This is a genomic window from Pantoea pleuroti (genome assembly GCF_014156615.1).
GTDB classification, from domain to species: Bacteria; Pseudomonadota; Gammaproteobacteria; order Enterobacterales; family Enterobacteriaceae; genus Pantoea; species Pantoea agglomerans.
The window spans coordinates 127,629-142,143 of record NZ_SBFD01000007.1; the positions used below are offsets into that span (position 1 = coordinate 127,629).

Below are 14,515 nucleotides of genomic sequence, written 5' to 3' on the forward strand. Positions count from 1 at the left end.
AAGGGCGCTGCTCGCAGAGCAGAGTAATCCTCTCTCGCCGACCATATTTAAGAAACCTGTCTGAAAAGACAGGTTTTTTTTCGTCTTTATAAAAGTGGATGAAAGGTACGGATTTACCGTTGAGCTGGCTTCAGGGAGCATACGCCAGGCAGACGCTGGGAGCCTCAGACGGCTAACAGATCCAAACCCGAGTGACGGCTGACAGCAATGAACAATCTCAAGGCGCAGGGAACACGGGCAGAGGAGGAAAGCGTCCCACGCCATGGACGGCGTGGGCCGAGCGTCCATGGATGGTTTAAGCGCCTTTCCGATCTGACCGTGTTCCCGAAGCAGTCTCGATCTGACCGCTAAGCATTCACATTCTTACCGCTGAGTGGGCTTCAGGGAGCATACGCCTTCCGCAAAGACGCAAAAACGCCATCCATGGCAGGCTCAACGCAGGCCATCCCTGGCCCGCGATGCTTTGCTACAGGCGTATGCTCCCTTCGCTTCACGTATGGCAGATGCATCAGGTACTTACAGAAGCATCTCAGGCAGCTTACAGATCCAAACCAGAGTGATGCTGACAGCAATCAACAATCTTAAGGCGCAGGGAACACGGGCAGAGGAGGAAAGCGTCCCACGCCATGGACAAAAACGCCGGGAGCGTTTTTGAACAACGCAAAGCGTTGGCCCGGCTGCGGGCGCACCCTCAGGGATGAGGTGCGTAATCGCGTGGGCCGAGCGTCCATGGATGGTTTAAGCGCCTTTCCGATCTGACCGTGTTCCCGAAGCAGTCTCAATCTGACAGCCATTCATGCCACATCCTCTTCCCTGAACCTTCCCCCGCTTTCAGCCTCTGGCTATCATTTTCCAGAAAGTTCCAGTAAACCCCATCCGCCGCGCATTCTGTTTACCAGCCGTTGTTATCATCACTTACCCGCTGGCAGGCCTTGCCATATAAGAGATGCGATCATAATTCGCGACACATTCTTCTTATGACCGAAAGCGGCAACATGCTGATTTCTTATGCTTCTTTACCAGCATATTCCGCTGGATGAACGTCATAACGCACGGTGAATCGTTCAGTTATTCAACATTTGCCGGTAAAAGTTTTAAGTTTTTTAGCGGTGAGAATCACTAGCGATAGAACAACCATCCAGCACAATGCACGGAAATCAGGCCAGCTGCGCTGTGCATTGTATGGCTTTTAGGCCGAAAGAGTTTTTATTACCGTTGCATGCTATCCCTCACACTCTGTGTAAATAAGTAACCGTTGTATTGACGTTCTTTGCAACTGTTGACAAATTGATGCGTCAATAAACGCGCAGTTACGGAATTTTCTGAATGCACCATCTGCATAAGAAAAAACAAAAAAAACGTAGCGTGCTTTAACCACCTGTTCGGTGGTACGCCTGAACCGCATAAAAAAATCAGAGGTCGGGCAATACACACAACATCACATCACAATGGAGCAAAAGCATGATCAACTCCCTGGCTAAATCCGGGATGCTGAAGGTCGGTCTGAGCCTGATTGCTATGACTGTCGCCGCCAGTGTTCAGGCAAAAACCCTGGTTTACTGTTCTGAAGGTTCTCCGGAAGGCTTTAACCCGCAGTTGTTCACCTCGGGCACCACCTACGATGCCAGCTCACGTCAGATCTACAACCGACTGGTTGAGTTCACTATCGGCACCACCGAACTGCACGCTGCGCTGGCAGAGAAGTGGGATGTCAGTGAAGACGGTAAAACTTACACCTTCCACCTGCGCAAAGGCGTGAAGTGGCAGACCACCAAAGATTTCAAACCGACGCGCGACTTCAATGCGGATGATGTGGTGTTCACCTTTGAGCGCCAGCTCGATAAAAACAACGCCTATCACGGCGTCTCCGGCGGCAGCTACGAATATTTCGAAGGCATGGACATGCCGAAGCTGATCAGCAAAATTGAAAAAGTGGACGAGAACACCGTGCGCTTTGTGCTGACGCGTCCTGAATCGCCGTTCCTTGCTGACCTCGGCATGGACTTCGCCTCGATTCTGTCGAAAGAGTACGCTGACAACATGCTGAAAGCGGGCACCCCGCAAAATGTCGACCTGAACCCGGTCGGTACCGGTCCGTTCCAGCTGCTGCAGTACCAGAAAGATTCGCGCATCCTTTACAAAGCTAACCCGGATTACTGGGGCACCAAGCCGAAAATCGATCGCTTAGTCTTCTCTATTACCCCGGATGCTTCAGTGCGTTACGCCAAGCTGCAGAAGGGCGAATGTCAGGTCATGCCCTATCCAAACCCGGCTGACATCGCGCGTATGAAGCAGGACAAAAACATCAACCTGTATGAGCAGGCTGGTCTGAACGTCGGCTATCTGTCGTACAACGTTGAGAAAAAACCGCTGGATAACCTGAAAGTGCGTCAGGCACTGACCATGGCGGTCAACAAAAAGGCGATTATCGAAGCCGTTTATCAGGGTGCAGGTCAGCCTGCTAAAAACCTGATCCCACCAACGATGTGGGGCTATAACGACGACGTGAAAGATTACGCCTACGATCCTGAGAAAGCCAAAGCGCTGCTGAAAGAAGCGGGCATGGCAGACGGCTTCTCAATCGACCTGTGGGCAATGCCGGTTCAGCGTCCGTACAACCCGAATGCACGCCGCATGGCTGAGATGATCCAGAGCGACTGGGCGAAGATTGGCGTCAAAGCCAAAATCGTCACCTACGAGTGGGGCGAATATCTGAAGCGCGCCAAAGCAGGTGAGCACCAGACCGTCATGATGGGCTGGACCGGTGACAATGGGGATCCGGATAACTTCCTGGCCACCCTGTTCAGCTGTTCAGCGGCAAAAGATGGCTCTAACTACTCGCGCTGGTGTGATAAATCCTTTGAGGATCAGATTCAGCCAGCTCGTGCCACCGCCGATCAGGCGAAGCGCATCGAGTACTACAAGCAGGCACAGGTTGTGATGCATGACCAGGTACCGGCGCTGATGATCGCGCACTCAACGGTATACGAACCGGTCAGCAAGAAAGTCTCCGGGTACAAAGTCGATCCGCTGGGCGGACACTACTTTGCTCAGGTAGACATTAAAGAATAATTGTCGCCTTTTCCGGGGCGGCTGCGCGTCGCCCCGGCTTTATCTCCCTGTTTTACTGGAAACGGTAGAGGCGCAGCCTGTCTGCGTCGCGGTCGGGCCTACCCGATCGTCAGATGTAAGCAATAACTACCCTCGCGGCGACGGTCGCGCGGACAAGAGAGAACCCGGATTATGCTGCAGTTCATACTCCGACGTCTGGGCCTTGTCATCCCAACGTTTATCGGTATTACATTACTCACCTTCGCATTTGTTCACATGATCCCCGGCGATCCGGTACTGATCATGGCGGGCGAACGCGGTATTTCTCCTGAACGCCATGCACAGTTAATGGCGCTGTTAGGTCTGGATCAGCCGCTGTGGAAACAGTACCTGAACTACATTAACGGCGTATTACATGGTGACCTGGGCATTTCACTTAAGAGCCGCATCCCGGTCTGGGATGAGTTTGTTCCGCGCTTCAAAGCGACGCTGGAACTCGGCATCTGCGCCATGATATTTGCCGTGGCCATTGGTATCCCGGTTGGGGTCATGGCTGCCGTGAAGCGGGGGTCGATTTTCGATCACACCGCCGTGGGAATCTCACTGACCGGCTACTCGATGCCGATCTTCTGGTGGGGCATCATGCTGATCATGCTGGTCTCGGTACAGCTCAACCTGACGCCGGTTTCCGGGCGGGTCGGCGACACCGTCTTCCTGGATGACACCATGCCGCTGACCGGCTTTATGCTGATCGATACCTTCTTCTGGGGGGAGCCGGGCGACTTCCACGATGCGGTGATGCACATGATCCTGCCTGCCATCGTGCTCGGCACCATTCCGCTGGCGGTGATTGTGCGAATGACGCGATCGGCGATGCTCGAAGTGCTGGGTGAAGATTACATCCGTACTGCGCGTGCCAAAGGCCTGACGCGGATGCGCGTGATCGTGGTGCATGCGCTGCGAAACGCCATGCTGCCGGTGGTCACGGTGATCGGCCTGCAGGTCGGCACTTTGCTGGCCGGGGCGATTCTGACCGAAACCATCTTCTCGTGGCCGGGCCTGGGTCGCTGGCTGATTGAAGCGTTGCAGCGCCGTGACTATCCGGTAGTGCAGGGCGGGGTGCTGCTCACAGCAGTACTGATTATTGTGGTCAACCTGCTGGTTGATCTGCTGTATGGCGTGGTTAACCCGCGCATACGTCATAAGAAATAAGGGGGCATCATGTCTGTTGTTGATCCCGGCAGCGTTACCGTTGCACCCAAGCCGATGACCCCGTTTCAGGAATTCTGGCACTACTTTAAACGTAACAAGGGCGCCGTCGTGGGCCTGGTTTACATCATCATTGTGTTGCTGTGCGCCATTTTTGCCGATGTGCTGGCCCCGCATGCGCCTGCTGAGCAGTTCCGCGATGCGCTGCTGCATCCGCCGGTCTGGCAGGAAGGCGGCAGCTGGAGCTACATTCTGGGCACCGACGATGTAGGCCGCGATGTGCTGTCTCGTCTGATGTACGGTGCGCGCCTGTCGCTGCTGGTTGGTTGTCTGGTGGTGGTGCTGTCACTGATTTTTGGCGTGATATTTGGCCTGCTGGCCGGTTATCTCGGCGGTGTGGTCGATGCCATCATCATGCGAGTGGTCGATATCATGCTGGCGCTACCCAGCCTGCTGCTGGCGCTGGTGCTGGTCGCCATCTTTGGCCCCTCAATCGTTAACGCCTCCATCGCACTGACCTTTGTGGCGCTGCCGCACTATATCCGTCTGACCCGCGCGGCGGTGCTGGTGGAAGTGAACCGCGACTATGTGACCGCCTCCGGCGTGGCCGGTGCCGGTATGCTGCGCCAGATGTTTGTGAATATTCTGCCTAACTGCCTTGCACCATTGATCGTGCAGGCTTCATTAGGTTTCTCCAACGCCATTCTCGATATGGCGGCGTTGGGCTTTCTCGGTATGGGTGCGCAACCGCCAACGCCGGAGTGGGGCACGATGCTCTCCGACGTCCTGCAGTATGCGCAAAGTGCCTGGTGGGTAGTGACCTTCCCTGGATTGGTCATTCTGCTTACCGTGCTGGCATTTAACCTGATGGGCGATGGTTTGCGTGATGCACTCGACCCGAAACTCAAGCAGTAAAGAGGCACCGAGATGGCGTTATTAAATGTAGACAAACTATCGGTGCATTTCGGCGACGATAAAGCACCGTTCCGCGCGGTTGACCGCATCAGTTATCAGGTTGAGCAGGGCCAGGTCGTGGGTATCGTAGGCGAGTCCGGCTCTGGTAAATCGGTGAGTTCACTGGCGATCATGGGGCTGATCGATTTCCCCGGCAAAGTGATGGCTGAGAAGCTGGAGTTTAACCAGCGCGACCTGCAGAACATCTCCGAACGTGAGCGCCGCCAGCTGGTGGGTGCCGAAGTGGCGATGATTTTTCAGGACCCGATGACCAGCCTCAATCCCTGCTACACCGTAGGTTTCCAGATCATGGAAGCGATCAAGGTGCATCAGGGCGGTAATAAGCGTACACGGCGTCAGCGGGCGATCGACCTGCTGAATCAGGTCGGTATTCCCGATCCCGCGTCACGGCTCGATGTCTATCCGCACCAGCTGTCGGGCGGCATGAGCCAGCGTGTGATGATTGCCATGGCGATCGCCTGTCGGCCTAAGCTGTTAATCGCCGATGAGCCGACCACGGCGCTCGACGTGACCATTCAGGCGCAGATCATCGAACTGCTGCTGGAGTTGCAGCGGCAGGAGAACATGGCGCTGATCCTGATTACTCACGATCTGGCGTTAGTGGCAGAAGCGGCGCACCACATTATCGTGATGTATGCCGGTCAGGTGGTGGAAAGCGGTAAAGCGACCGATATCTTTAAGGCGCCGCGCCATCCTTATACGCAGGCGCTGCTGCGTGCGCTGCCGGAGTTCGCGGCCGATAAAGCACGCCTGGCCTCGCTGCCTGGCGTGGTACCGGGCAAGTATGACCGCCCGATTGGCTGTCTGCTTAATCCACGCTGCCCCTATGCGACTGACCTTTGTCGTCAGGAAGAACCTGAACTGCGCACCATTCCAGGACGCCAGTCCAAGTGTCACTATCCGCTGGACGATGCCGGGAGACCAACTTATGAGTCATGAAACCACTAAAGATCAGTTCCTGCTGCAGGCGATTGATCTGAAGAAGCACTACCCGGTGAAGAAGGGGCTGTTTGGTCAGGAACGTCTGGTCAAAGCGCTGGATGGCGTCTCTTTTAATCTGGAACGCGGTAAAACGCTGGCGGTGGTGGGCGAGTCAGGCTGTGGTAAATCCACGCTGGGCCGCCTGCTGACGATGATTGAAACCCCGACCGAAGGGCAGCTTTACTGGCACGGTCAGGATCTGCTGAAACACGATCCCCAGGCGCAGAAGTTGCGTCGCCAGAAAATCCAGATCGTGTTCCAGAACCCGTACGGCTCACTCAATCCGCGCAAAAAAGTAAGCCAGATTCTGGAAGAGCCGCTGGTGATTAATACCCAACTGACCAGAGCGGAACGCCGCGAGAAAACGCTGGAGATGATGGCAAAAGTCGGTCTGAAAACCGAGCACTACGACCGCTACCCGCACATGTTCTCAGGCGGGCAGCGTCAGCGTATCGCCATCGCGCGTGGGCTGATGCTCGATCCGGACGTCCTGATTGCCGATGAGCCGGTTTCGGCGCTCGACGTGTCGGTGCGTGCCCAGGTGCTTAACCTGATGATGGATCTGCAGCAGGATATGGGGCTCTCTTATGTCTTTATCTCGCACGATTTGTCGGTGGTGGAACACATTGCCGATGAGGTGATGGTGATGTATCTCGGCCGGTGCGTTGAGAAGGGCAGCAAAGAGGCAATTTTTGCCAACCCGCGCCATCCTTATACCCAGGCTTTGCTGTCGGCGACGCCGCGGCTTAATCCAGACGACCGTCGTGAGCGCATTAAGCTGACCGGCGAACTGCCCAGCCCGCTCAATCCGCCGCCAGGCTGCGCCTTTAATGCGCGCTGCCACCAACGTTTTGGCACCTGCGTGCAGTTGCAGCCGAAGCTGAAAAACTACGGCGGACAGGAGATTGCCTGCTTCGCAGTTGATCAGGATGAGAATCAACCGGTCGGCGTGGCAGAAAAGGTCAGCTGAGGATTGGCAGCGCATTCTGGTGTTTACAGACCGCACAAAATTGAAAGCGATGGGAGCATACGCCTGTAGCAAAGCATCGCGCCGCCCGGATAAAAACGCCGGGAGCGTTTTTGAACAACGCAACACGTTGGCCCGGCTACGGGCACACCTCAGGGATGAGGTGCGTACTAAAAACGCCGGGAGCGTTTTTGAACAACGCAACGCGTTGGCTCGGCTACGGGCGCCCCTCAGGGATGAGGTGCGTAATCGCCCGCGCTGAGCCAGCCAGGGATGGCGTCGTTGCGTAAGGCGTATGCCCCCTGAGCCTGTTCGCGATCTTAACTCCCCAGCCGAAGGCTCCTTTCTGGAGCCTTTTTTTATCTCAACTCAGCTGCAAGCCGCATTGCTGGCAGGTCAGCGAGCACTTCCTGGTTATTCCTCCTCTTTTTCCGTTATCAGTCTTAACCTGTTTTTCTTCTGGCGATATTTGCAGTGAAAAAAGATAAATATCCTCAATCACTTATGGCAGAAATGCCTTTTTTTGCGGCTGCGGCAGCCTGAACGCTCATTGAGACGCTGTTTACAGGAGTCAGCCTGGCAGTGCCAGAGGTTGTCAGAGCGTCATTTTCTGAAAAATTATTTAAACAGTGCTAATGAATTTAACTTAAGTATTACTTATTAATTATTGGCGGCAATGACTCGGAAGAGGCTTTATTCCGCCACAATTGAATCTTTATGATTAAACAATTTGATTGAAATTGCTTTTTTTGTAATCAGGTTTTTCTGACTGATATTAAAGGGATGTGTTATATTCCAGGAAAATTCCCACCTTGTTGCAGGCCATGGCCAATGAAGAATAATTACGATGATTTGCAGCGTTTTAAAGAGAAAACGCAAACGCTCGACATCGACTTTAAAGATATGTCTGGCCAGACGCAGGAAGCGGCGGAACACAGTAAATGGGCATTGATTCGCCAGCTGGCGAAAGAAGAACATCAGACCCCGTTTGGCGGCGGCGAGCGTATTGACCTGCCGCAACCTCAGCCGCTGCGTGGTGATGAGTTCACGGCTCCACCGCCTGGGGCACCGGCACGACATGCCGCACTCACTGCGCAACCGGCAATGGCAGCCCGCACCTCGATTCTCGATAGCCTGTCAGGCAGTAACCTGCCAGCAACCAGCACGACTGCACGCGGTCCTTCATCACTCTTTCCGCCACCGCCACCACTGCAAAAAGCGGCCGTGGCTGAGCCTGCGACCCCGCTGCGTGCTGAGCCGGTCCGGCCTGCCACCGTGGCGGAACTTCAGCCTATCGTCGCACCCACCGCCACCCATTCTGAGCCAGGACGATTTGGTGCGCTGTTCCGCTCGCGCGAGATTAATCTGCCGAAAGAAACCTTACTCAAACCGTTACTGGAGAAGATTGCGCTATGCCATTAGTTTGTGTGTGCTCGCCAAAGGGGGGCGTGGGGAAAACCACGCTGGCGGCGAATCTGGCCTGGAGTCTGGCGCGTTCCGGTAGCAAAGTTCTGGCGATTGATTTTGATGTGCAGAATGCACTGCGTCTTCACTTTGGCGTGCCGCTTCATGATGGCCGCGGATTTGTGGCGCGCTCTGAAGAGCAGGCGGACTGGAGCCAGTCGATTCTTACCACTGGCGGCAATATCTTTGTGCTGCCCTATGGCGACGTCACGGAGCCGCAACGCGAACGGTTCGAAGAGAACCTGATGAAAGATCCCCACTTTATTAAGCGCGGTCTGGATACGGTGCTCAATTATCCTGGTCTGGTGATCGTGGCTGATTTCCCGCCTGGCCCAGGCCCCGCCCTTAAAGCAATGACGACGCTGGCCGATATGCATTTAGTGGTGATGTTAGCCGATACCGCATCAGTATCGTTATTACCGCAGATTGAAGAGAACCGGATGATCGGTAAGCCTCTCAATAATAAGCAGGGTCACTATTTTATCCTTAACCAGTCTGACAACCGCCGGAATATCAATCGCGATGTCACCGCGTTTATGCAGCAGCGCCTGGGCGATAATTTACTGGGCGTGGTTCACCGTGATGAAAGTGTGGGTGAAGCCAATGCTTCGCAGCAGTCTGTTTACGATTTCAGTCCCGCCTCCGCAGCGGCATTTGATATTGAACTGATCGCGAAAAGGGTCAGCAGCATTCTGAATATCACCGTGGGTAATGGCGAAGTTCAGGCTCCCATCCGCACAAACCACTTTTAGTCGGCTTCCGCCAGGCGACTGACTTACACAGCTCTTCTCAGGGTGAATCATGAGTAAAATCGGGTTTTACCTGCTGCTGCTGGTGCTTGCACCCGTTGCCGCGGTGATCATCATTACGCCAATGGACAGCCAGAAACAGTATATTTTTGGTCTGATCAGCATCGGCATGATGTTTTTATTGGGTTTCAGCAAGAGCCGCAAAATAACGGTGGTGATGGTGGTTCTCTCTGCGCTGATGTCCAGCCGCTATATCTGGTGGCGGACCACCGAGACGCTGCACTTTAATTCCGAAGTTGAAGCTATCTTAGGCATTGGCTTATATCTGGCGGAGCTGTACGTCTGGCTGATCTTAATTCTTGGCTTCCTGCAAACCACCTGGCCATTAAAACGCACGATTGAACCCTTACCGGACGACACCAGCCTGTGGCCGACGGTCGATATTTATGTGCCTTCCTACAATGAAAGTCTTGATGTGGTGCGCGACACCGTACTCGCGGCGCAGTGTATCGACTACCCGCGTGACAAAATCAGGGTCTATCTGCTGGATGATGGCAAGCGCAGCGAGTTTGCCCGCTTTGCGGCGGATGTCGGCGTGGGTTATATCACCCGTGACGACAACAAACATGCCAAAGCCGGGAACCTCAACCATGCGATGAAAATCACCAAAGGTGAGCTGATTTGCATCTTCGACTGCGACCACGTGGCGACGCGCACCTTCCTGCAGGCAACGGTAGGACCGTTCCTGAAAGATCCGAAGCTGGCGCTGCTACAGACGCCGCACTACTTCTATTCTCCCGATCCCTTTGAGCGTAACCTGCGCGCCGCACGCAGCATTCCAAACGAAGGCTCGCTGTTTTATGGCCCGGTGCAGCAGGGTAACGATAACTGGAATGCCACTTTCTTCTGTGGCTCCTGTGCGGTTATCCGTCGTTCAGCGCTGGAAGAGATTGGCGGTTTTGCCGTTGAAACCGTGACCGAAGATGCACACACCGCCCTGAAAATGCAGCGACTGGGCTGGGGCTCAGCCTTTTTGTCGATCCCGCTGGCTGCCGGTCTGGCAACAGAACGTCTGGGCCTGCATATCATTCAGCGTACCCGCTGGGCGCGTGGCATGACACAGATTTTCCGCGTCGATAACCCGCTGTTTGGCCGTGGCCTGAAGTGGCAGCAGCGTCTTTGCTATCTCAACGCCATGCTGCATTTCCAGTTTGGCCTGCCACGCGTTGCCTTCCTGACCGCACCGCTGGCTTACCTGCTGTTTAACCTGAATATTATTCACTCATCGGCCTCGCTGATCTTTGCCTATGTGCTGCCCCATCTGGTGATGTCGCTCTACGTTAACTCACGGATGAATGGCCGTTTCCGTTACACCTTCTGGGGTGAAATTTATGAGACGGTGATGTGCTTCCATCTGGTAATCCCGACCATTCTGACCCTGTTGTCGCCAAAACATGGCAAGTTTAACGTGACCGATAAAGGCGGCGTGCTGGATCAGGGCTTCTTCGATTTCCACATTGTGCGTCCGCATGTGATTGTGGCGCTGCTGCTGGGCATTGGCATTGTAGCCGGCGTGGTGCGCGCCGTGATGCATGACTATTTTGGCGTCGATCCTTACGTTATCGCGCTCAACGTCGGCTGGGCGATCTTCAGCCTGATCATTCTGATGGCGGCGATTGCCGTGGCGCGCGAAACCAAGCAGGTGCGTAAAACTATCCGTGTTGAAGTGCAAATCCCGGCGATTATTCATTACGCCAGCGGCATTTCATCGCGCACCCAGACCAGCAACCTTTCGATGGGCGGCGCGCAGCTTGATGCACCCGATGGACGTCATGAAACTGATGAGATTGAAGAGATTGATCTGCTGCTGAAATCCGGCGCGATCACTATCCCGGTCAGTCAGATTTCCGGCGATGATGAGAGCATCCGTCTGCGCTTTGAGGCGATGCCGCTGGCGCGTCGTCGCGAACTGGTCCGTGTGGTGCTGGCTCGTGCTGATGCCTGGATTCAGCCGGAGTATAAGCAGGACAACCCGTTGATTTCGCTGGGCACTATTATCCGTACCGTCTTTGAGCTGTTCTGGCTGACCTGGAAAGGCCGCCACGATAAACGTAAAAATGTCGACCCGGTTGCCGCGGCGGCGAAAGAGGATGGGGCGGCATGAAGATCCTGACGCAAACTTTGCTGGTCAGTTCACTGACCGCAGCGTTATGGCTGACGCCCGCTGGCGCGGAAGCGCCGGTTGCTACTGATAACAGCAGTGCTGCGTCGGTAAACAGTTCAGCTCCGACGCTGCCTGATGCTGCTTCCAGCACGCAGCCTGCCAGTGCGCCGGTAAACAGTCCGGCTCCGATGCCGTCTGATGCTGCTTCCAGCACGCAGCCTGCCGATGCCACCGTCATTGCACCCGCGACAAATCAGGCTCCGGCCAGCGATGCGGCATCTGTGGCGCCCATGAATAATGGTTCCACCCAGACGGCAGGTTCAGACCAGGTCCCGGTCCCGGTCAGCGGTGGAGAGTCTGCAATGCCGTCAGTGTCACCAGCGGCAAATGCGCCATCTGCGACACCGTCCGCAGAATCTGCACCGGCATCGGCGCTTCAGAGTGCATCACCCAATGCCATGGCACCCCCGGTGAACGCCTCTTACGCCCCAGGTAGCGAGGCGACATCACAAACTCAGCCATCTTCAGTGACCGGTGACGCGACTTCAACGCCTCAGACAGCGTCATCGACCGGCGAGGCGGCGGCTTCTGCCCAGACCACCGCGCCGATGGCCGCCACCGGCGCGGTGACCCAGGACAGCAGCGCGCTGTCAGCAGTACCCCTGCCGCAGGGCCTGAGCAGTGCCGATCCCGCGCTGGAAGCAGCCGCCAGTGCGCTGCCCTACGCGCCAGGCCAGGTAGCTGCGCCGGTTGCAGAAGCGCAGCCGCCGATCGCGGCTGCCATCAATCAGCCGATCAGTAGTGTTATTTCAGTGGCCCAGATGGGCCAGTCGCGCGGCATCACGCTGACCGGCGGCCAGCTACAGTCGGGCATCACCTTTACCCTGCCCGGCGATGAAGTCATTACCAATGCGCGACTTAATCTGACGCTGCGCGTCTCAGCTGCGCTGGCGGCACGCAATACGTCGCTGCAGCTGATGCTGAATGGTCAGCCGCTCGGTACACTGCCGCTGGGTGCGACGGACAGCGATGTCAGTGACTATGAGCTGGATATTCCGGCGGCGATGGTGGTGTCGGCGAATAACCTGAGTTTTAAAATCAACGATGCGGACAAGTTGCTGTGTGAAAGAGAGAGCGCACAGCAGTATCAGGTCACCATTCTGCCGAACACATCGCTGCACCTTGAGGGTCAGAAGCTCAATATCGGCACCAGCCTGCGTAATTTCCCGCGCCCCTTCCTGGATCCTCAGCGGATGACGGCGTCCACCGTGACGGTGGGCTTTGCCAGTCATGTTTCAGCCGATGCCGTCAGCGCGGCGGCACTGGTGGCATCCTGGCTCGGCATTCAGAGTGATTATCGCGGCATCCGTTTCCCGGTGGTGCGCGGCGAACTGCCGGAACACAACGGCATCCTGTTTGGTCATCCTGGTGATCGGATCGGCACCCTGACTTTCCCGGCCAGTAACGGTCCGATGTTGCAGGTGGTGGATAATCCCAATAATCCGGTTTACAAATTGCTGCTGGTCAGTGGCAACAATGAGGAGCAGTTGCGTCAGGCGGCGAACCGTCTGACAACGCAGCCACTGACGACAGACGAGAGTCAACTGCAGGTCCCTGAGCAGACTATTGCAAACCGCAAACCTTACGATGCACCACGCTGGATTAACACTGACCGGCCGGTACGGCTGAGCGAACTGCTGCGTAAAGATCAGAGTCTGACCAGCAGCGGCATCTGGCATGATGCGCTGCGTGTTAACTTCCGCGCCGCGCCTGATTTGTTCCTGTGGGATGGCGACACAGTGCCGGTCAATCTGCACTATCGCTTCCCGTCTGAAAGCTGGATCGATGAGGATAATTCCTTCCTTAACGTCATGCTCAACGGCACTTTTCTGCGCAATCTGACGGTGAACAAAGTCGGCCTGCTGGAGAACGCCTGGCACCGTCTGGGCGGTGATGCGCGTCAGGAGCAGTATCAGCTTAATCTCGAACCCTACCTGATCTATGGCGATAACCAGCTGGCGCTCTACTTCAATATCAAACCACGGGCTGATGCGCCCTGCGGTGTGTTACTCAACAACAACATCAAAAGCCGGATTGAAGAGGATTCATGGATCGACCTGAGCCATACCCGTCACTTCAGCATGCTGCCGAACCTCTCTTACTTTGTGGGTGCCTCTTTCCCGTTCTCACGTCTGGCCGATTTCAGCCAGACCACGCTGCTGCTGCCGGAAACGCCCAGCGATGCTGAACTGTCAACGCTGCTGGATCTGGCGGCGCGGGCTGGTAAAGCCACCGGTCTGGCGCTGACACAGAATCAGGTACTGTTTGGCCTGCCGACTGGCGGCACCCATCTGGCGCGCATACAGCAGAGCGATCTGCTGGCGGTGAGCACCACCGGCAACAGCGCCTTTAATCAGGCGATGCTGGCGGCTTCCCCTTATGACGCGACTGGCAGCACCTTTGGGGTGAAAGAGCCTGACACGCTGGAAAAATTACGCGGCTGGCTGACCGGTGACTGGAGTCGTCAGCAGCTGGATGCCGATCGTTACTTCTCCTCCAACGAAGCGTGGCGAGGCTTCCTCAGCTATCGATCGCCATGGAACCGCGATCGGCTGGTGGTGATGACGGTGGCAACCAGCGACGATCAGCTGTTGCGACTGCATAACGATTTGAGTTCAGCACAGATTAACGCCGGCATTCGTGGCGATACCGCGATTATTACCGATGAAAACGGCATTCGCAGTTTCCGCGTCGGCGCGCAGTTTCCCAGCGGTGAGTTGCCTTGGTACATGATGGTGGTGTGGTATGCCAACCAGCACTCGGTGCTGCTGGCAGTGGCGGCGATGCTGCTCTCCGCGCTGGTGGGCAGTGCGGCCTGGGTGATGCTGAAGCGTCACGCCTGGCGACGTCTGAACCCTAAGCAGGACCGTGATTCCGGCAGGAAGTAAGGATAAT

The 14,515-nt window shown here is 55.9% G+C and carries 9 protein-coding genes and 1 tRNA gene (1 of these 10 running past the window's edge); all 10 read left to right on the plus strand.

Annotation, left to right across the window (positions count from 1 at the left end):
• Positions 1–44 (plus strand) — tRNA-Pro (locus tag EPG66_RS22885); it begins 167 nt to the left of the window's first position.
• A gap of 1,417 nt (positions 45–1,461) precedes the next feature.
• Positions 1,462–3,072, plus strand: a complete 1,611-nt coding sequence (gene dppA / locus EPG66_RS16850) for a dipeptide ABC transporter periplasmic-binding protein DppA (RefSeq protein WP_039390428.1) — start codon at positions 1,462–1,464, stop codon at positions 3,070–3,072.
• Positions 3,073–3,243: 171 nt separating this feature from the next.
• Positions 3,244–4,263 carry a dipeptide ABC transporter permease DppB gene (dppB, locus tag EPG66_RS16855; RefSeq protein WP_010257427.1) on the plus strand — a complete coding sequence of 340 codons (1,020 nt, stop codon included), beginning with the start codon at positions 3,244–3,246 and terminating at the stop codon, positions 4,261–4,263.
• A 9-nt stretch (positions 4,264–4,272) separates the two neighbouring features.
• Positions 4,273–5,175 (plus strand): dipeptide ABC transporter permease DppC, encoded by a 903-nt coding sequence (dppC, locus tag EPG66_RS16860; RefSeq protein WP_010671643.1) that lies wholly within the window; start codon positions 4,273–4,275, stop codon positions 5,173–5,175.
• A 12-nt stretch (positions 5,176–5,187) separates the two neighbouring features.
• Positions 5,188–6,174, plus strand: a complete 987-nt coding sequence (gene dppD / locus EPG66_RS16865; protein ID WP_010257423.1) for a dipeptide ABC transporter ATP-binding protein — start codon at positions 5,188–5,190, stop codon at positions 6,172–6,174.
• Positions 6,164–7,186 (plus strand): dipeptide ABC transporter ATP-binding subunit DppF, encoded by a 1,023-nt coding sequence (dppF, locus tag EPG66_RS16870; protein WP_182687590.1) that lies wholly within the window; start codon positions 6,164–6,166, stop codon positions 7,184–7,186. Before dppD ends, dppF begins: the two co-directional genes overlap by 11 nt.
• 828 nt (positions 7,187–8,014) lie before the next feature.
• On the plus strand, positions 8,015–8,605 hold the full coding sequence (bcsO, locus tag EPG66_RS16875) for a cellulose biosynthesis protein BcsO (protein ID WP_137229761.1): 591 nt from the start codon (positions 8,015–8,017) through the stop codon (positions 8,603–8,605).
• A complete protein-coding gene (gene bcsQ / locus EPG66_RS16880) occupies positions 8,596–9,399 on the plus strand; it encodes a cellulose biosynthesis protein BcsQ (protein WP_182687592.1) in 804 nt (267 codons plus the stop codon). The genes bcsO and bcsQ overlap by 10 nt, the downstream gene beginning before the upstream one ends.
• A 49-nt stretch (positions 9,400–9,448) precedes the next feature.
• Positions 9,449–11,560: a UDP-forming cellulose synthase catalytic subunit gene (bcsA, locus tag EPG66_RS16885; RefSeq protein ID WP_010671648.1), complete on the plus strand. Its 2,112-nt coding sequence runs from the start codon at positions 9,449–9,451 to the stop codon at positions 11,558–11,560.
• Entirely contained in the window at positions 11,557–14,508 is a 2,952-nt protein-coding gene (gene bcsB, locus EPG66_RS16890) for a cellulose biosynthesis cyclic di-GMP-binding regulatory protein BcsB (RefSeq protein WP_182687595.1), read from the plus strand. Before bcsA ends, bcsB begins: the two co-directional genes overlap by 4 nt.
• Positions 14,509–14,515: the final 7 nt, after the last annotated feature.